At 46.0% G+C, this 17,726-nt stretch carries 20 protein-coding genes and 1 rRNA gene; 4 read left to right on the top strand and 17 right to left on the bottom strand.

Annotated elements, in window-relative coordinates; genetic code table 11:
- Window positions 1–2: 2 nt before the first annotated feature.
- Complete coding sequence (locus HMPREF9999_RS00110; protein ID WP_009436182.1) at window positions 3–1,268, top strand: PcfJ domain-containing protein; 1,266 nt, start codon at window positions 3–5, stop codon at window positions 1,266–1,268.
- Window positions 1,269–1,708: 440 nt separating this feature from the next.
- Here the strand turns inward: HMPREF9999_RS00110 and rrf are convergent.
- The 17 genes from rrf to HMPREF9999_RS00025 all read right to left on the bottom strand — a co-directional run bounded on the left by rrf (window position 1,709) and on the right by HMPREF9999_RS00025 (window position 14,215).
- Window positions 1,709–1,818 (bottom strand): 5S ribosomal RNA (gene rrf / locus HMPREF9999_RS00105).
- 20 nt (window positions 1,819–1,838) lie between these two features.
- Entirely contained in the window at window positions 1,839–2,177 is a 339-nt protein-coding gene (locus HMPREF9999_RS00100; RefSeq protein ID WP_009436181.1) for a hypothetical protein, read from the bottom strand.
- Between the two features lie 112 nt (window positions 2,178–2,289).
- Window positions 2,290–2,790, bottom strand: coding sequence for a glycoside hydrolase family protein (locus HMPREF9999_RS00095; RefSeq protein WP_009436180.1), 501 nt, complete (start codon window positions 2,788–2,790; stop codon window positions 2,290–2,292).
- On the bottom strand, window positions 2,783–3,271 hold the full coding sequence (locus HMPREF9999_RS00090; RefSeq protein ID WP_009436179.1) for a DUF3872 domain-containing protein: 489 nt from the start codon (window positions 3,269–3,271) through the stop codon (window positions 2,783–2,785). The genes HMPREF9999_RS00095 and HMPREF9999_RS00090 overlap by 8 nt, the downstream gene beginning before the upstream one ends.
- Before the next feature lie 11 nt (window positions 3,272–3,282).
- The gene (locus HMPREF9999_RS00085) at window positions 3,283–3,879 is read right to left on the bottom strand and encodes a conjugal transfer protein TraO (RefSeq protein ID WP_009436178.1); all 597 of its coding nucleotides are present in this window, start codon (window positions 3,877–3,879) and stop codon (window positions 3,283–3,285) included.
- Window positions 3,873–4,826: a conjugative transposon protein TraN gene (gene traN, locus HMPREF9999_RS00080; RefSeq protein ID WP_009436177.1), complete on the bottom strand. Its 954-nt coding sequence runs from the start codon at window positions 4,824–4,826 to the stop codon at window positions 3,873–3,875. Before traN ends, HMPREF9999_RS00085 begins: the two co-directional genes overlap by 7 nt.
- A gap of 24 nt (window positions 4,827–4,850) precedes the next feature.
- Window positions 4,851–6,107 carry a conjugative transposon protein TraM gene (gene traM / locus HMPREF9999_RS00075; RefSeq protein WP_009436176.1) on the bottom strand — a complete coding sequence of 419 codons (1,257 nt, stop codon included), beginning with the start codon at window positions 6,105–6,107 and terminating at the stop codon, window positions 4,851–4,853.
- Window positions 6,080–6,388, bottom strand: a complete 309-nt coding sequence (locus HMPREF9999_RS00070; RefSeq protein WP_232301263.1) for a hypothetical protein — start codon at window positions 6,386–6,388, stop codon at window positions 6,080–6,082. The genes traM and HMPREF9999_RS00070 overlap by 28 nt, the downstream gene beginning before the upstream one ends.
- Window positions 6,385–7,008: a conjugative transposon protein TraK gene (gene traK, locus HMPREF9999_RS00065; protein WP_009436174.1), complete on the bottom strand. Its 624-nt coding sequence runs from the start codon at window positions 7,006–7,008 to the stop codon at window positions 6,385–6,387. The genes HMPREF9999_RS00070 and traK overlap by 4 nt, the downstream gene beginning before the upstream one ends.
- Window positions 7,009–7,025: 17 nt before the next feature.
- On the bottom strand, window positions 7,026–8,063 hold the full coding sequence (gene traJ / locus HMPREF9999_RS00060) for a conjugative transposon protein TraJ (protein ID WP_009436173.1): 1,038 nt from the start codon (window positions 8,061–8,063) through the stop codon (window positions 7,026–7,028).
- Window positions 8,064–8,074: 11 nt separating this feature from the next.
- Window positions 8,075–8,704, bottom strand: a complete 630-nt coding sequence (locus HMPREF9999_RS00055) for a DUF4141 domain-containing protein (RefSeq protein ID WP_009436172.1) — start codon at window positions 8,702–8,704, stop codon at window positions 8,075–8,077.
- 183 nt (window positions 8,705–8,887) lie between these two features.
- On the bottom strand, window positions 8,888–11,395 hold the full coding sequence (locus HMPREF9999_RS00050) for a TraG family conjugative transposon ATPase (protein ID WP_009436171.1): 2,508 nt from the start codon (window positions 11,393–11,395) through the stop codon (window positions 8,888–8,890).
- Window positions 11,396–11,521: 126 nt separating this feature from the next.
- Window positions 11,522–11,851 carry a DUF4133 domain-containing protein gene (locus tag HMPREF9999_RS00045; RefSeq protein WP_009436170.1) on the bottom strand — a complete coding sequence of 110 codons (330 nt, stop codon included), beginning with the start codon at window positions 11,849–11,851 and terminating at the stop codon, window positions 11,522–11,524.
- The gene (locus tag HMPREF9999_RS00040; protein WP_009436169.1) at window positions 11,851–12,156 is read right to left on the bottom strand and encodes a DUF4134 domain-containing protein; all 306 of its coding nucleotides are present in this window, start codon (window positions 12,154–12,156) and stop codon (window positions 11,851–11,853) included. The genes HMPREF9999_RS00045 and HMPREF9999_RS00040 overlap by 1 nt, the downstream gene beginning before the upstream one ends.
- Before the next feature lie 142 nt (window positions 12,157–12,298).
- A complete protein-coding gene (locus tag HMPREF9999_RS00035; protein WP_009436168.1) occupies window positions 12,299–13,003 on the bottom strand; it encodes a hypothetical protein in 705 nt (234 codons plus the stop codon).
- The gene (locus HMPREF9999_RS00030) at window positions 13,000–13,425 is read right to left on the bottom strand and encodes a DUF3408 domain-containing protein (RefSeq protein WP_009436166.1); all 426 of its coding nucleotides are present in this window, start codon (window positions 13,423–13,425) and stop codon (window positions 13,000–13,002) included. Before HMPREF9999_RS00030 ends, HMPREF9999_RS00035 begins: the two co-directional genes overlap by 4 nt.
- Window positions 13,418–14,215, bottom strand: a complete 798-nt coding sequence (locus tag HMPREF9999_RS00025) for a ParA family protein (RefSeq protein ID WP_009436165.1) — start codon at window positions 14,213–14,215, stop codon at window positions 13,418–13,420. The genes HMPREF9999_RS00030 and HMPREF9999_RS00025 overlap by 8 nt, the downstream gene beginning before the upstream one ends.
- Before the next feature lie 563 nt (window positions 14,216–14,778).
- On the opposite strand from HMPREF9999_RS00025, the gene HMPREF9999_RS00020 reads away from it, so the two are divergent.
- From HMPREF9999_RS00020 to HMPREF9999_RS00010, 3 genes are all read left to right on the top strand, one after another.
- A complete protein-coding gene (locus HMPREF9999_RS00020) occupies window positions 14,779–15,192 on the top strand; it encodes a hypothetical protein (RefSeq protein WP_009436162.1) in 414 nt (137 codons plus the stop codon).
- Window positions 15,189–16,544 (top strand): conjugal transfer protein MobB, encoded by a 1,356-nt coding sequence (gene mobB, locus HMPREF9999_RS00015; RefSeq protein ID WP_009436161.1) that lies wholly within the window; start codon window positions 15,189–15,191, stop codon window positions 16,542–16,544. The genes HMPREF9999_RS00020 and mobB overlap by 4 nt, the downstream gene beginning before the upstream one ends.
- Window positions 16,545–16,596: 52 nt before the next feature.
- On the top strand, window positions 16,597–17,726 hold a 1,130-nt coding region (locus HMPREF9999_RS00010), incomplete at its 3' end, for a YWFCY domain-containing protein (RefSeq protein ID WP_009436160.1).

Genomic DNA, 17,726 nt, shown 5'->3' with positions numbered 1-17,726 from the left:
CGATGAAAGCAAGAAATAAGTTTGAAGCAGCCGTAATGGAGCAAAGTAAGCATCTTCGCCCCATAACAAAGCAACAAATCAAGTGGGCATTTCGAGAATGTATCTCCCATTTCGCCTACCGACTACCCAAAGGTCGCACAACGTGTATGGATTGTGGGCATCGTTGGGTAATGAGCAAATATAGAGAAACTTGCACTTATCCTCATTGTAGAGCCAAATTGCAAGTGCAGACCACAAGAGCGAGGAAACACAAGGAACAGCATTATTTCACCATCCTCACCACATCGGGAGATTATCAAGTCCTCAGAATGTGCCTACTCATTGTGGGCATGGAGAAAGGCTATCCAGCCGAGTCTTCTGTCATAGAGATAGGTCAGTATTGGTGGAACAGCCAAGGCAAACAAACCATTGTAGCGATACAGCGCACAATGGGCAGTTACCTAGACACCTTTGCCTTTCATTCTCCCAAAGCCATCCGCAGAGATAACGAAGTCTATCAGTACATCGCACAAAGTCCACTCTATCCCAAGGTTAAAGCCCTAGACATTCTCCAAAGAAATGGCTTTGCAGGAGATTGTCACGACATCGCCCCTACAAAGTTAATCCCAGCCCTCCTCACAGATAGCCGTGCAGAAACCCTTTTCAAAGGAGGAAGAACAGCAGACTTGCGCCATTTCTTGATCAATCCCCAAGGCATTGACCAGTATTGGGCAACCTATAAAATCACCCTTCGCAATCACTATCTCATCACAGACATCGCCCTTTGGTGCGATTATGTGGATATGCTCAAGAGATTAGGCAAGGACATCCACAGCCCGAAGTATGTTTGTCCCGAAAACTTACAAGAAGCCCACGACACGGCACAGCGGAAACTGCAAACAAAACAAGATAAAGAAGCCGAAACACGCAGAAGACAGAAAGCGATAGAAAACGAGGAGCGTTTTCAAGCCCTCAAAGCCCCATTCTTTGGTATCACCTTTACAGACGGAGTTATCCAAGTGAAAGTCTTAGAGAGCGTGCAGGAGTATTTAGAGGAGGGTACAGCCTTGCACCATTGCGTCTTCACCAACGAATACTACCTCAAAAAGCAAAGCCTAATCCTATCGGCTAGAATAGATGGCAAGCGAATAGAAACGATAGAGGTATCTCTTGAAACCATGAAAGTCATCCAGTGCCGTGGCTTGCAGAATAAGAACACCGAGTACCACGACCGCATCATTGACTTAGTAAACCGCAACATCCGCCAAATACAGAGCCGAGTAGCCTAAGTCTAACAAATAGAAGTCCCCAAGCGATGAAAAATCACTTCGGGACTTCTTTTCTTTGTCTTTGAGGTGAGCAGGCGACCAAAAGTAAGTCGCAGAGAAAAGCCATGTAACTAATATCTCAATAAAAAAGTGGAGCAAACAGCTTGCTCCACCCCGGAAACTTAATCTGTTCCATTCTTGCTGTTATACAGCTAATAGCACATTATAATAGAAGTAAATATTATACTGGCTATCGGATTTATCAGACCAATAATCAGTTGAATCATATTGTTAGATATTATCACAACCTTCTTATTGGTTATAAACCTTTTAAAGGATTGACTAAGTTTTTTACTTAAGTCAATCACCTACTTTTTGAAATATTTTTTCATATATAGATGTCTTATTAAATAAAAGGGTTCTACCGTTATTGGCTTTACGTCCCGAACCCATTTAGTGGACGTTGGCAGCGACCTACTCTCCCACAGGCATGTAGTACCATTGGCGCAACAAGGCTTAACTTCTCTGTTCGGAATGGGAAGAGGTGTACACTTATGCTATCACCACCATTTTATATCTTTATTATTTTTTTCAACGATAACGACGTGTGTATCCGCCTTCAGTTTCAAAGACTCGACTATCTTCTTTTAGTACACTCTTCAGGATTTTGCCTGCGTCTTTTGCTGCTTGGTCAAAAGCATAATCATGGTCGTGACCTGCATTGATGTGACGGAAATAAAGACCTCCCAAAGGATAATGTTCCCAGTAATAATTATCCCCTCCTATAAAATCTCTAGCACAAAACCACTCGTCCTTGCACGTTATACACCAAGAATACACAGCTCCTTGCAAGAATGCTTTAATTTTATGCAAGTCAGCATCTTCAACTCCGTGTACCTTTCGTATTGTTATATTATCTCCTTGAAGCATAATCTATAATTTTTCTACAAAGTTACTCATTCATAGCGAGAAAGGCAAATATAACAGCAAAAACAATGCCCCTTGCGGAGCATAAAAATTTCGCAAGAGTCGCATTGAACAATCATGGTATATAAAACAGAGCAAACTCCGCCCTCCTTCTTTTGACTAATCCACGCAAAACTTCTCCCTTGTATCGGCAGAATGATATATACTCTTGATAAAAGTTCCTATCTCCCGACTCTATTTTGCGCAGAAGTTGGCTCTTTGGCTGCTTGCCATAGCCAAGAATGCGCCCAGCCCCGACATTATAAGCCAAAAGAGAAAGGAGTAAAGCATCTTTGCCATAGCCCTTGAAGCGGTCGAATTGCGCCATAAGGTCAGCGCGGAGCAAAGAGTCCGCTTGCCATTCGGGCATATTCGAAGAAAAACGCTCCCCCTTTTGGAGTTGATGTCCATAGCCCACATAGGGATAACAGCCCTTTCCGTGAAATCCCTCAAAGAATTTCACACACACCACAGCACGCTCAAAAGGAGGAAGCCGAGCAAAAGCAATCCTCTGCTGAGCTCGCAGCCATAGCCACGGGAAGCAGAGGAAAAACAAACAGAACAATAACTTACGCATCTCGTTCAGTTTTTGAGGTAGGTTGAGTAGGTTTAGGATGATCCACGTGCTGCTCAGCACTTTTGCCATTAAAACTAAAGTGCAACTCCTTCTTTTGCCCGAAATTATCTTCCACATACACATCAATCGTCTGTCGATCGGTAGAGTGCGAAGTGTAATACAAACGAAATTCCTTTTGCATCAACACATAGTGGTCGTTGGGAGAAAGCAACGTGCCATCCTCCAAACGCAATTCCCCCTTCCCATCGGGTTGGAAATAGCGAATCGTATAGCGCGTGTCCTTAAAATCGCCTTCCGCTTTGAGCGAACAACGAATTTCAGCCACTGCCCCCTTTATAATGTCCTTTTGAACGGGCAATGTTTGCAGAGAAAAGTCATAAGCCTGCTGCACATCCAACTCAGGAGTACAACTAGATAGACAAAACCCAGCGAAGGAGAGTACCCCCATCACCCATATTGCGCCTAAAATGTTACGTTTCATAGAGATAAGAATTAAAATTGATAGCGAAGTCCCAAACTCAGTGTAGGTCTAAGTCTGTGAACATCCGAGTTAAAAAGATAACGCAGTTGAGCTTTTCCACCGACAATAATCCTATCCGTGAGAAAGAGTTCCACACTCGTGTGCAATCCTGCGCCATACACCCAGCGTGAGCCGTCCAATAATTTCGCCCCATCGGGCAAAAGCTTCTCGCCCTTGTTGATGTCCTCATAGCCCACCAGCGCAGAAGCGCCAAGATAGAAAAACACATTCTTTCCTTTGTCCGAAAGCAAGGGATGTGCATATCCCATCTGCACGAGATAGTCACGCAGGGGTACTTGGTAACTGTGATAACTCAAGGCTTGCTGTTCATAACCAGCCGACAAGAACGTATATTTACCCCGTTTGAGATAGTGAGAAAGCGACAAAGTCAGCCCAAAATCATCTTGCTTAAAGAACGATTTGCCTTTCATTATGGGCACACTCGCCGATACTTCCAATCCCTTTTGACTAGGCACCAAACGCTGTGCCTGCACCGCAGTGGGCCATCCCACCACTAGTGCAGCACAGAGCGAAGAAAACAAGAGCTTCAGTTTCATAGTTCTTACCATTTCAGTTTGAGTTTATCAATCTTTTGTGCCAATAAGAGGTCCTCTTGGTCAAGCGAAAAAGAAAGCGTGCGTCCCCCTCCACGTTCGTAGAGCGTCACTTGCAGTTCCTTGTCTTGAGAGAGCGAAAATTGCTCCAAAACAAAGACCCCACGTTCGTTATCGTTCGCCTTTACCTCCAATAATTGATGATAAGCACGAAGCGGTTGCAGCACTTGTTCCTGCATCGCAGTGCGCTTCGCCACCTTTTTGTCTACCACTTTGAAAGTCACAAAGTCCACAGCAAAAGGCATATTCGTGTCATTGTCGATGCGCGTGTAAAAATAGAACAATCCATTGTGCGCATAAAGACCGCGGAGCAAAAACTTCATTCCAAATTGTTGCGCGCCGATGTGCTTAATCCTGCGCTTATCGCTTTGGTAAATGCTCTGCATAATGAGTTTCACCAAGATAGGCGACTCACTGCCCAGTTCCTTGAAATAGATGTCCGAGCGATTAGACGGCAGACGTCCAGCCGTAGGCGCAAGGAAATCCTGCATCTCAATGTTGAGCTTCTCAGGTTCGGCAGCATACTTCACATTAAAGGCATAGAACGAGCCATCTTCGCAAATCACCGATAGATTAGTCTCCGTTTCAAAATCTTGCACGGCAGCTTTGATGCGCAAGACGTTTTCCGCATCCTCCGCTTTGCCAGCAATGATGTTTTGCGAACCCAAGTCCACATAGCGAATAGGCGCAGGAAAGATGAGATGCGTAGTCTTGTCGAAAGTCACCTCCAAGCCATAAGGCAAGACAACTCGAGCGTTGGGAACACTTCGGCTCAATCCTTGGTAGAGCGTCCCCGACGACAAGAGCGAAGAAGAAAAATTTGTGGTTTTATCCTTGCTCTGGGCAAAGACAGCTGTGCTACTTGCCACGAGGAGTAGCGCAGAGAAAAAGAAATGTTTCATTGTTTATAGCGATTGATTGAATGATTATTTGGTAGGCATCAAGAAGAGTTTGTAACCCCCCTTAATGGTCACTTTAATGGTACGCAGTTTCTTTTGCAAGAGCTGACTCGCCCCTTGCATCACCCCACGTGCCGTTTCCGAGATGATTTGGTCTTTGGCAGAAGAAGCGAAGGTAAAACTCGTTCCCATCGTTCCCCCGATGTTAGCTCCCATTTCTTTGAGGGCAGAGAGGTTCTCCAATTCAGGAATGTAGACACCTTCCTGTCCGTCCATATCATAAGCCGATAGTTTGATCGGAAGAATGCGCCCAGCATGTTCTATGCTTTTGACCAATAGTTGCATCCGATGTCCTTCGATTTTGGCACTTGCAATGATGCGACTCTGGCGAGGAAGGTGCAAATCCCCAATGCGCGCATTTTCTAGCAAGCGCAACACCACATCATCCCCCTCTTTGAGAACAAGGGTATGGTCAATCTGCACCCGAATCGTATTGCGTTCCACCCCCTTTTTCTCATTGTTGATAGAGTGAAAGGCAAGATTGCGCCCCTTTGTTCCATACATTTTGACAAAGTCCGCATCACTCATCGTCCCCGAGAGAGAAGACACCACTTGTTTTCGTTCGGGAAGCACCTCCACCGCCTTTGCCCCTTCCGATTGCTTGTCAGAAGAAGGCGCAACAATGGTGCGTTCCTGCGCTTGAGCAAAAGCATTGTTCAGCGCGGTAGGATTATTAGGCGTAGACTTAGGAAGATACTTCGCAGCCATCTGATAACTCTTTTCCATCAGCGCCAATTGACGTTCCTCCTCATTCTCTTCTTTATTATTTTTCTTTGCCAATTCATTCTTCAATTCAGCCACTTGTGAGCGAAGTTCTTCGCGCTCCTTCTCACTAGGGTCAGTGGCATAGAAATCATTGAGCAAGCGGTTGTTCTCCGCATAGCGTTGCATCGACCGCTCAATCTTACTTCGAGAGCGAGAAGCTTCCACTCTTTCCGCTTCTTCAGCCGCATTTTGCGCTGCAAATTCATCGGAAACTTCCGCCATCTCCGCCTTCGCTTGCTGTTCTTCAGCCGATTTGTTGCCCTGTTCATAAGCCTTCAGTTTGTTGCTGGGCAATTCTTCCACGGTCGCTTGCGGAATACTGTCATTGAGTCCCTGCTGCGCTGCCGTTTTCTCCTTGCCCGAAGGGGCAAAGATAAACCACATAGAGAGCGCAAAGAGCAATCCTAGTCCGCCAAAGACGAGCCATTTTTTCAGTTGGTCTTGTTGTTTCTTATCCATAATTGAGGTATTGGTTTTAATTGCTGATATTCCGTGTCTTGTTGTTGGAGCGCAGGTCTGTCCACATGCTCATTCTTCGGAATAGGTAAGGCAGTAGCGTGAGGAGTCACAAAGAATTGCGCAATCATAAAGAGAGCGCAAAGGAGATACACCAAACTAATGCCATAGACCAGTGTTTTTCTCTGCTTCGTACTTAGTCGTTCGCACTGTTGTTTTAGCCACACCTTTCCGCGAATGATCCAGCTGCGGAGCATTCGTTGGGGAGAATACGTTCGTGTCATCGTTTGTAAGTTTGAAGATCTTGATTCTCACGCACAACGAAGTGTTCCATCAGAAAGCCCTGCGGATTGTTGTCCGAACGTACCGCATTTTGCAGGGTGCAAGTCGTGATTAGACTACGTTCCGTCACGTTACTAGGGCGCACAATAAACATGCGTGCATAAGTTGTCACGGCATAAGGATACACCTTAAAGTCACATTGTATAGAGTCAATTTCCACACGCTGATTCACATTGCCCGAGATGGCACTATTGAAATACCCCTTTTCTGCCAAATCCTTGTAATAATCAAAAGCCGATTTATCACAAAGCGCAAAGGCACGTGCCATATTTTGCTCAATAGCATCCTTGTCGGGAGCAATGCTAAAGAAGAGCTCGTGGAAACGTCTGACATGTTCGCGTGCTTCCACAGGACGATTGCGAGAAGCATCTTGACTCAGCGCCAACATCAAAGATTTCCCTTGGTCAAGGACGTAGATTTTTTCTCGTTGCTCTCGAGCAAAGTGGTAGGAAGCGTAGAGCGCATAAGCCGTAATGCCCACACAGAGCAAGGCAAAGACGATGATATATAGCCTAATCTGACTAAATGCCGTCTGAATGTTTTTTAGAGATTTGAATTCCATAGGAGTGTATATTGAAATTATTTGCCTTTAATAAGCATCCCCTTGATACGTCCACCGATATTTCCCACGGTAGCTCCCATACCGGCTGCAGAAGCCTTACCACCTGTGTAGGCACCTTGTGCGCCAGTCTTTGCCACGCTATTGACATTGCGACCATAAGCCCCAATACCGCCACCGGCTTCGATGATCCAGCCGGCCACAGTGGGCACACAGAAATATCCCACAATGCCAATGAGGAAGAAGACAATGTAATACCACGTTCCCGAGTCGGGAACATAGTTCGCACTCGAAAGCGCTGCAATATCTTTTTGCACCATCAAAACTTGAATCTTGGCAAGCAAAGCCGAAAGAATAGAACTCACTGGCAACCACAGATAGACCGATATGTAGCGCGAGAACCACGCACTGAGCGAACCCGAAAGTCCATCCCACACCGAGATACCAAAGACGATAGGTCCCAAGATGGAAAGTACAATAAGGATAAAGGTGCGGAGGGTATCAATAATCAAACCAGCCGCATTGTAGAGCAATTCCATGAAATCTCGAAAGAGTTTCATAAACCATTGCTTCGTCTGATAGGCAGCCCTTTCGGCATACATCCCAGCAATGGTCACCGCATCTTCAGGACCGATGATACCCATCTCCTCAATCTTCTCGTCAAACTTCTCATTAGATACCAAATAAGCCGTTTCGGGATTTTTCAGATAAGCCGCCTCTTGGAGTTTATCCCTCCTTTTCACCAACTGCGCCAGCGTGTTTTCTTGTTGATGCACCATCGCTTCAGTGCCTTGCACCACAGGAGAAAGCACCGCATTCATCGTTCCCAACACCACCGTTGGGAAGAACATGATGCAAAATCCCAAGACAAAGGGACGGAGCAAGGGAAACACATCGATGGGTTCAGCCCGTGCAATGGATGCCCAAACACGCAGAGCAATGTAAAAGAGCGCACCTAGACCTGCAATCCCCTTGGCAATGCCCGACATCTGCGCACAGAGCGGCATCATCTCATCGTAGGTAGAGCGCAGTAGGTCGTGTAAACTAGCGAAATCCATAGTACCCACTCCTACCAATATCGGTTTGCCGTGTTACCATATAGGGCTTGCACCGCCGAGAGGTCACCCTTTTCTCTGGCACGCACGTAGCTCACCGAAATGTTCTTTCTTGTGTAATAAGACACCAACGAGCGATACTCACGCAGTGTGGTATAGATGCGGTCGATGGCTTGCATACGCTCGTGATCGTTCATCGAAAAAACACCACTCTTGGCTACCGATTTGAGTTCTTTCAGACTCTCGCCACTTTGTTCCAAGAGTTTGGTATATCCTGAAGCGATGGCAGCGAGTTCCGAAGGACGAAAATGAGGGTCGCGCAGCATCTGTTTGTAGGAGGTGACGTAGATGTCAGAAATATCGCCCACCATCAAGATACACTCCTTGACTTTGTAGGCATCGCCAATGAGATTGTTCACCTTGCGGAGCGCGTCATAGTATTTCTTGGTGTCGTTGTAGAGCTTCTCCACCTCCTTAAATCCATTCAAGGTATTCTTGACCGTCTTACCGGCCGTGGCAATTTCTTTGACCGTGTTGGCAATGTTGCCCGCAAAATTGGTAGGGTCAGTCACCACCCATTGGGCATGAGCCTTGCCACAAAAAAGCATGGAAAGCAATAAGACTGAAAATATGTACTTTTTCATTTGTTGGTTGATTTGAAATGATGAGTATTCGAGTTAGATAGGTGAGATTACTGTAAAGAAAACAAGGGACTTTTGCGAAAAAACGTCCGACTTTTTTGGAAAAATCTCCCACGTTTTTGGAAAAATATCGGAGATTTTTTTAGTTCTCTCGGAGATTTCTGTGCGCTTCTTGGAAGGTGCTGTTTATTCCTTGTGTCGTTTCTCCCGAGCCAGTTGTCGAATGGCAGTTTCAATGTCGCCACCGAGTTGCTCGGCAAGGCGCAGCACCTCCACCTTCTCCGTCTCTTCTGTGGTGTATGTCAAGTATTCCTCCAAACTCACCTCAGTGGCATAGACCGCACTCTGCATACCGCCCAGTCCAATCCACACCTCTTTGTAAAGTCGATGAGGGTCGTTGTTCTGATTGATGGAAAGAATTTGGCTCTTCTCCTTTTCCGACAAGCCCAGCATCGCTTGGATGCCATCAAACTTGGTCATATACTTACGCTGATCAAGGAGGATTTTGCAGTCGCTATTGTTGATGATACTCTCCTTCACAATGGGAGATTGAATGATGTCGTCCACTTCTTGGGTCACCACAATGGCTTCGCCAAAATACTTGCGCACCGTCTTGTAGAGATACTTGATGTAGTCCGCCATATTAGCCGAAGCAATGGCTTTCCACGCTTCTTCGATGAGAATCATTTTGCGAATACCTTTCAATCTTCGCATCTTGTTGATGAAGGCTTCCATAATGATGATTGTCACCACAGGGAAGAGGTCCTTATTGTCCTTCACTTGGTCAATCTCAAAGACAATGAAGCGTTTAGAAAGTAGGTCGATGTTCTCCGTAGAATTGAGCAGAAAGTCATAACGTCCACCACGATAGTATTGTTTGAGCGTAGTGAGCAGGTTGTTGATGTTGAAATCTTGGAGCGTCACCTTGATTTCTCTTTCCTCCATCTCCTTGCGATAGACATCTCTGAGATACTCATAGAAGGTGTTGAAGCAAGGCGTGATGCTATGGTCGGCACGGATGCGCTCAATATAGGCATTCACAGCCGAACCCAACTCACCCGCTTCCGTCTTGGTCAGCGGTTCGTCGGCACTCTTCCACAGCGTAAGCAGCAACGTGCAGATACTCTCGCGCTTTTCCACATCAAAGACATAGTCATCGGTGTAGAAGGGATTGAAGGAAATGGGACTTTCATCGGTGTAAGTGAAGTAGACCCCATCCGCTCCCTTAGTCTTTCTGTGAATGAGTTCGCAGAGTCCCTGATAACTATTGCCCGTATCCACGAGCAAAACATGCGCCCCTTGTTCGTAGTACTGACGCACCATGTGGTTGGTGAAGAAAGATTTTCCACTGCCCGATGGACCTAAGATGAACTTATTGCGGTTGGTGGTAATGCCTTTCTTCATCGGCAGGTCAGAAATGTCCAAGTGAATCGGCTTACCCGACAGACGATCTGCCATGCGGATGCCGAAGGGAGAAAGAGAATCCTTGTAGTTCGTCTCTGCCGTAAAGAAACAAAGAGCAGGTTCGATGAAAGTGTAGAAACTCTCTTCGGCAGGAAAGTCGCCAGCGTTGCCAGGGATACCCGCCCAATAAAGCGTAGCCGTGTCAATCGTGTTGTGCCGAGGTTTGCATTCCATCAGCGCGAGCGCAGAACCTACGTCGTTTTTTACCTGACGAAGTTCCTCTTTGTCGCTACTCCATGCCAAAACATTGAAGTGCGCCCGAATAGAAGTCAGACCCTGAGAGTGTGCCAAGTTGAGATACTCCTGTATCCACTCCTCGTTGATTTGATTGCTTCGGCTATAACGCGCCAAAGAGTGCATATTCCTCGCCTGCTTTTCAAAGCGTTCAAGGTTGGCACCGCTATCTTCGATGAAGAGATATTGATTGTAGATGTGGTTGCACGAAAGGAGCAAGCCCACGGGAGCCGCAAAACTCAGTCGGCAATCACTGCGGTCGGTAGAAAGTCGTTCATAGCGCGCATCGGTATGCACACTTGTGGGGAGGTCGTCCGTATCGCTCAGCGTGTGCAAGCAAAGCATTTGGTCGCCCACACGTACAAGGTCTGCCCCCAAACGAATATCCTCTAAAGAAGCGTGCTGATGCTCCGAAAGCGAAAAGTATCTATCGAGGAGTCCAGTCTTTTCTTTCGTACCGATGAGTTCATCCTCAGTCATTCTCGTCAAACGAAGATGGTCACTATCATTGATAATCCGCTCAAATTGGTCTACGGCTTCCAAGAATTTCGCCACCGCTTCCTTATCTTCAATGTCTTTGGGAATGAGATGCCCACGGCACAAGGCAGAGAAATTACTCTGCTGTGCCATGCGCTTCTTGGTCGTTTGGGTGAGAAAGAGATAAACCGCGTGATGGAGGTAAGGTCGCTCATTGAAATGTCGCTCTGAAGCACGAGCCAGAAAACTGAGTTCTCCCTTATTGAGTTCGGGAGCATAGTTTTCTTGGATAAACCAATCCTGCTTATGCACGATGCTGTAATTAGGGAGCACCTTAATCGCCTTATGCCAAGCCGAGTGCATCGCTTCATATTCGCTCTCTGTCACGGTGAAGAGTTCGGGAAGCTCCAACTTAAAGGCAATAGTCAGGTCAGCATCCTTGCTCACAAGGCAACCATGTTCCACTGCCAAAAGGGGAAACTTGGCTTCGAGCGTACTTATTTTGCTGGTGTTGCGCATATGTTCGTGTTTTTGTTTGAGGTTACGAGGAATGTTCGCAGAGTGCGGTAATAGATAGGCACTGAGACAGAGGGCGAAGGAGCGTACTTGAAGTACGTGACTAGCCCGAATGTCGAAGTAACGACGCTAGTGCCGTGCTATGTGAGCATCCCTAATGAGGTGATAGACCGTACGGCGGTTAATAAGATAGCGCGGATGCATACGAATAGCCCCTTGCTTCATCAGTCCATATTGACCATACTTGCGGTTCATGGCAAACGTTTGCCACACAACAAGCGTGGCACCCACTAAGCCGATACCTAAGCACAGCCACTGACTCATACCGCAGAGATAGCATACGACCACAAGCATAAAAACCGCCAAGAGTCCTCCAGCAAAGAGGAAGAGGTATTGCGCTTTCAAACCCTTAAACTCCACCGTACGACCTATTCCCTTATTGATGTCCCACGATGCCATTAGAGGAAGAAGCTACGAAGGATGGTTGCTGCCACAATGAGGAAGATACAAGCTCCAAACCAAGAGGCCGCTGTCTTGCTGGTGTCGGGATCACCGCTGGAAAACTTGTTGTACACCTTGATGCCACCAATCAGACCAACGACAGCACCGATGGCGTAAATGAGTTTTGTGCCAGGATCAAAGTAGGAAGTCACCATTTTTGTGGCTGCATTGATACCTGCCATGCCGTTACCTTGGGCATAAGCTCCTGCCGATACGAGAAAGAGGGCGAGAAGCACGAAAGAGAGTTTCTTTGTTGTCTTCATATTGATAGAAATTAAATGTGATTATTGCTAGGGTGAGAGAATGGAAGTGAGAACAGAGGGAGGTATTGTAGGCTCTAGTAATGGAAGAATGAGTGCGTAACCTCATACCTCCGCAGTGTTCTCCTGTTCCGAATGGATAGTTTTACAGATAATAATCGAGAGGATGAGTTGCTATTTCTGAAATGGAGTTAGAAGGTTCTTTTTCTTCTTCCGCCCCTTCTTGTTCTTCTGTTTCAGCCTTGTCAATGGCTTGCAAGAGTTTCTGATGCACCCTTTCTTCTTGGGAGAGTTGGGCTTTATATTGCGCCAATAAGTCCGTACCTTTCAGGCTTTGGAGCGTATGTACAACCTCCGTTTCGTCCTCCTCATCAAGACTATCATCTTGTTTGTGCCAATGATTCAATCTCACCAAATCGCGAGTGAGAATGCTAGTGGGCGAAACATCGGTAGTAGCATTGTCTTGCCAAAGGATTTCTTCGCGAAGTACCTCCTCCTCATCCACTTCTTCTTCTAGGGTATAGTCCACCGCGATTTCACTCTCTTCGGTCTGTTCGTGGGAGTCTTCGTTTTTCTCTGTAATAACATTATCCAGTTCTTCACTAGATTTCTCTGTGGCTTCCACATCGGATGTCGCAGCAATAATTTGTGTCGTCAATCCTTTGCTTTTGCCCACAAGGATATGCTCTTCAGCAGCTTGGGGTGTATCTCGCTGCGTATCAGCTTGAGGTACAACTTTATGTAGCGTTGAATATCCATTTCTCCAGCGATGAAAGGTATAAATCAACCCCATCGCCACCCAAAGGATGGAGAAAAGGAGCAAAATATTGAGTAGAAAAGCAGTAATCATAGTTGTATGGTTTGTTCCTTCTTGCGTTTGACAATTTCCTTGTTGAGCAATTGTTGGTGTGTGCGAAGATGTTCTACGATAATGTGTTCAATGTAACTCGAGAGTGTTGTGTCAGACCGCAAATCACTCAGCACGTGCCGCAGTGTTTGCAACACCTCTGTGCGAATGGTGAATCCCGATTTTGCACCTTTGGTACTATTGACGGTCAAATAGAGGTCTGCATATTGAGAAAATGAAATCGTTGATGTGGACTCACTCGTGATCTCCTCCTCCTTTTTCTCTTTTGGAGGAATCGCAAGGGAAGTTACGGGCTTGTCATAGAAAGGCGCATCTTCTAGCGTTCGTTCCTTCGTACCCATATCTCCCAATTCTTGGAGTTTCTCTTGGAAAATTTTATCGCGTTGTTCCTTTAGACTACTCATCAGACTTTAGATTTATAAGGTGTAACTTCTCTATCACCTCATCCACCCACGCGTCAATGCCAAGGGCAGCGCGATACATCGGAGCAGGCGCAAGATAGGAACTGCGGAAACAAGTCTTGACTCCTCCTGCAGCTTGTAATTCTCGGGCAATCTTCACCGAATGATAGATGCACGTATCAAACATACTCAAGCCCTCTTGCTTGGCATAGTCCGTAAAGACCTGTTGAATCGTGGGATTTGCACTGCGATTTACCTTATTCCAGAGAAAGAAGAAGTCTTCAATGCGTGCGTCTTCAAAGCCTAAGCCCAAATCACAGATGGTGCGAGCATAGGCAAAAGAAGACGCTAAGGACTGAGGGTCGGCTTCGATGGGAGAGATGATGAAATCCATCTCCACAGAAAAGCGCAACAAACTCTCTGTGCTGGCGTGTCCTGGGAAATCAAAAATCACCAGTCGTTCTCCTCTTCCTTGTGTGTCGAGATATTGTTGCACCAGCGTGAGAGCATCTTCGGGTTTGGCGCGTAATATCGTATAGGATGGTTTCCCTAAGCGCGTGAAATAGGCTTTCATCTCAGCTTGTATCTTGGCATCCGACTCGATAAGGTCGCGTTCGCGCTCTCGTAACTTATAGAACGACTCTTGTGTTGCGTCACAATCCATGACAACAAGAGGAATACCACGCTCATAATACAGCACCGCAGCCAAGACTTCGGCTAAACTGCTTTTTCCCACTCCACCTTTTTGAGAAGCGAAGCCTAAAAATAGAGGTCGTGATACTTTTTGTTGCATAATGAATCATGTTTATAGGTCGTAATGCTTAGACTTTTCTCTGTATAGACTCATAGACTTAAGTCAATTGGTCAATTAGTCAGTTAGTCAATTGGTCAATTGGTCAATTGGTCAATTGGTCAATTAGTCAATTGGTCAGTTGGTCAATCAGTCAATTAGTCAATTGGTCAGTTAGTCAATGAGTCAGTTAGTCAATTGGTCAATGAGTCAGTCCATTTGGATGTCTTTAGCTCAGTCTATATAGACCTTTTGACTCTGCAAAAGAACTTAGTTTTTAGTCCACTCACAAGAAAAGGAGAAAAGAGGGAAAAATAGGGATGAATTGGATAATCCTTTCGTATTGAATGATTTAAGTTTAGGCTGTAATTTTGCAGACGAACAAATATAACCTCTAACACGACCGAAGGAAACAGCCCACTAAGGGCTGGATGCTTCCTCAGCATCAACTCTTTTTACTGGCAAGGTGTGTCTTTGTAACACAAACCGCGGTTTGTCTCACAAAAACTCCTTGCCTCGGTACGAGGAAATGCTGAACTCCAAAGTCGTCAGTAAAGAAGAAACACATGAAACAGCAAAGCAATCCCTCCACTGAGGGCTTAAACTCCGATAAACCTCGGTGGGACAATTGGCACATACGCCTACCTAATCTCAAAGACCAACAGAAAATCATTGATTTGTTCCAGCGTTCGGGAGCAAAAACAAAGTCAGACTTTGTGCGCGCTCGCTTGTTGGGTGAAGAATTTAAGGTTATCTCCGTAGATAAATCCGCCGTGGAATACAACCGAAAGCTATCGGAATTCACAGCACAGTTACATAAGATTGGTATCCTCTATAACCAAGCTGTACGCGCACTCAACACCTATCATTCCGTTAAGACAGCACAGGTGATGCTAGAGAAATTGACGCACTATTCCACGCAAATCCTTGCGCTGCAATCCCAAGTTATTGCTCTCACCATTGACTACCGCAAACGATGATTGCCAAAATTTCTGCCACGGAAAACCTAGGTGGTGCGCTAGGCTACAACTTTAAGAAAGTGGAAAAAGGAGATGCCGAAGTCATTCTATCCAAAGGGCTCTATCAACCAGCAGAAGGGGAATTTAAGATGGAAGAAGTACTGCGAGATATGCAGGCACTCCTTCCGCAACATTGCCGGACTAAGAAAAGCGTCTTCCATTGTTCCCTCAATCCTCACTCCGATGAACGCTTGTCGGATGAGAGGCTAGCCACCTTAGCCGAGGAATATATGCAGGCACTCGGCTACGGCTCACAACCTTACATCGTGTTTAAGCACCACGACATCGAGCGAGAACACATTCACATCGTTTCCTTACGCGTAAATGAACAAGGAGAGAAAATCAATGATAGGTTTGAAAAGCGAAGAAGCAAGCGTATCACAGATGCTCTGGAACAAAAATACGGATTGATACCCAGTACACCGACCCAAGAGCAAGTACTTCAAAAAGCAAGTACGGAAAAACCGCTCAATGAGTCCGTGGAGAATAGAAAAACAAAGGTAGAAAGATTGCTTCGTGCCGTACTTGCACACTACAAGTTCGCTTCTTTGGGAGAACTCAATGCCATACTCGCACACTATCATCTCACAGCCGAAGAGGTAAAAACAGAAGTTCGGGGCAAACGCTATGATGGACTGGTCTACCTCCTCACAGATGATGAGGGTAAAAAAGAGAGTATGCCCATTGCAGCCTCTGAACTAGGTCGAGGACTGGGACATACCGCTATCACCAACCACATCAAACGCTCAAAGTCTGCGCTTAAAACGGATATTCCCAAGGTAAGGCAACGCGTACTTATGGCGATGCGTACTTCCCCCTCGTCAGAAGCCGATTTGAAGAAAAGCCTTATCCAACAAGGCTTGCGAGTAGTACTTCGCAGAAATAAGGTAGGGCGCATCTATGGCGTCACCTTTATAGACGACAAAGAAGGGATAGCCTTCAATGGTTCACGTTTGGGCAAGGGATATTCCGCCAACGTCTTTGCCCAATATCTGCAAGACACCGGACAGAATCCTTTCTTGGATGAAACACGTTATCCCAACAGCCTTGGGGAAGGTGCTGAAGGAAGAGACAAAACAAGGGACATTTCTCAAAAAATCTCCCACGTTTTTCCAAAAAAGTCCGACGTTTTTTCAGAAAAGTCTGACGTTTTTCACGACAACTCAGAAAGCGACAATCTCATTGACGAACTCTTAGACGACACCCTAGAAACTTTGGCAGCACCAGCAGGGAATGATGATTGGAAAGAAGCGGCTTGGCAACGCAAACTGCGCAAACAGAGTAGGGTGCGATTGGGAAGAAGAAAGCACTAGTTCTAAAGGCATTATCATAGTATTCAAACACCATTCAAACACACATACCACTATGGCACAAGAAGACGATTTACGAGCATTGGGAAAGATTATGGACTTTATGCGAGGCATATCCGTACTCTTTCTCCTCATCAACTGCTATTGGTTTTGCTATAGCGCATTTGAAACGTGGCACTTCACGCTGGCTATAATAGACAAAATCCTACTCAATTTTCAACGCACGACAGGCTTGTTCTCCTCCGTTCTGTGGACAAAGCTCTTTTGCGTAGTCTTCCTTGGGCTTTCTTGTTTAGGCACCAAGGGCGTCAAAGAAGAAAAGATAACGTGGGGAATGATTTACTCAGCCCTTGCCGTGGGCTTTGTGCTTTTCTTTCTCAATTGGTGGTTGCTCGTTTTGCCCATCTCGGCAGTAGGTGCAGCATCAATCTACATCTTCTCTTTGTCCCTAGGTTATATCTGCCTATTGATGGCTGGGGTCTGGATGAGTCGTTTGCTCAAGAACAACCTGATGGATGACGTTTTCAACATGGAAAACGAGAGTTTTATGCAAGAAACACGGCTGATGCAAAACGAGTATTCAGTGAACTTGCCGACACGCTTTTACTACAAAAAGAAATGGAACAAAGGGTGGATCAACATCGTCAATCCTTTCCGTGCTTCAATGGTACTCGGCACCCCGGGTTCTGGTAAGTCCTATGCCATTGTGAACAACTACATCAAGCAACAAATAGAAAAAGGTTTTGCGATGTACATCTACGACTACAAATTTCCTGACCTCTCAGAGATTGCCTACAATCATTTGCTCCATCATTTGGATGCTTATGAAGTAAAACCCCAATTCTTCGTTATCAACTTTGATGACCCTCGAAAATCGCACCGTTGCAATCCCATCAACCCGAGTTTTATGACGGACATCTCGGATGCTTACGAGAGTGCTTACACAATCATGCTCAATCTCAACCGCTCGTGGATACAGAAGCAGGGGGATTTCTTCGTGGAGTCGCCTATCATCTTACTTGCTGCCATCATTTGGTTCCTCAAAATCTACGAAGACGGCAAGTATTGCACCTTTCCACACGCCATTGAGTTCCTCAATCGCCCCTATGCGCAGATATTTCCCATCCTTACCGCCTATGATGAATTGGCGAACTACCTTTCCCCCTTTATGGATGCTTGGGAGGG

The organism is Alloprevotella sp. oral taxon 473 str. F0040 (assembly GCF_000318095.2).
Classification (GTDB): Bacteria; Bacteroidota; Bacteroidia; order Bacteroidales; family Bacteroidaceae; genus Alloprevotella.
This window is presented reverse-complemented; position numbering and strand designations above follow the sequence as displayed.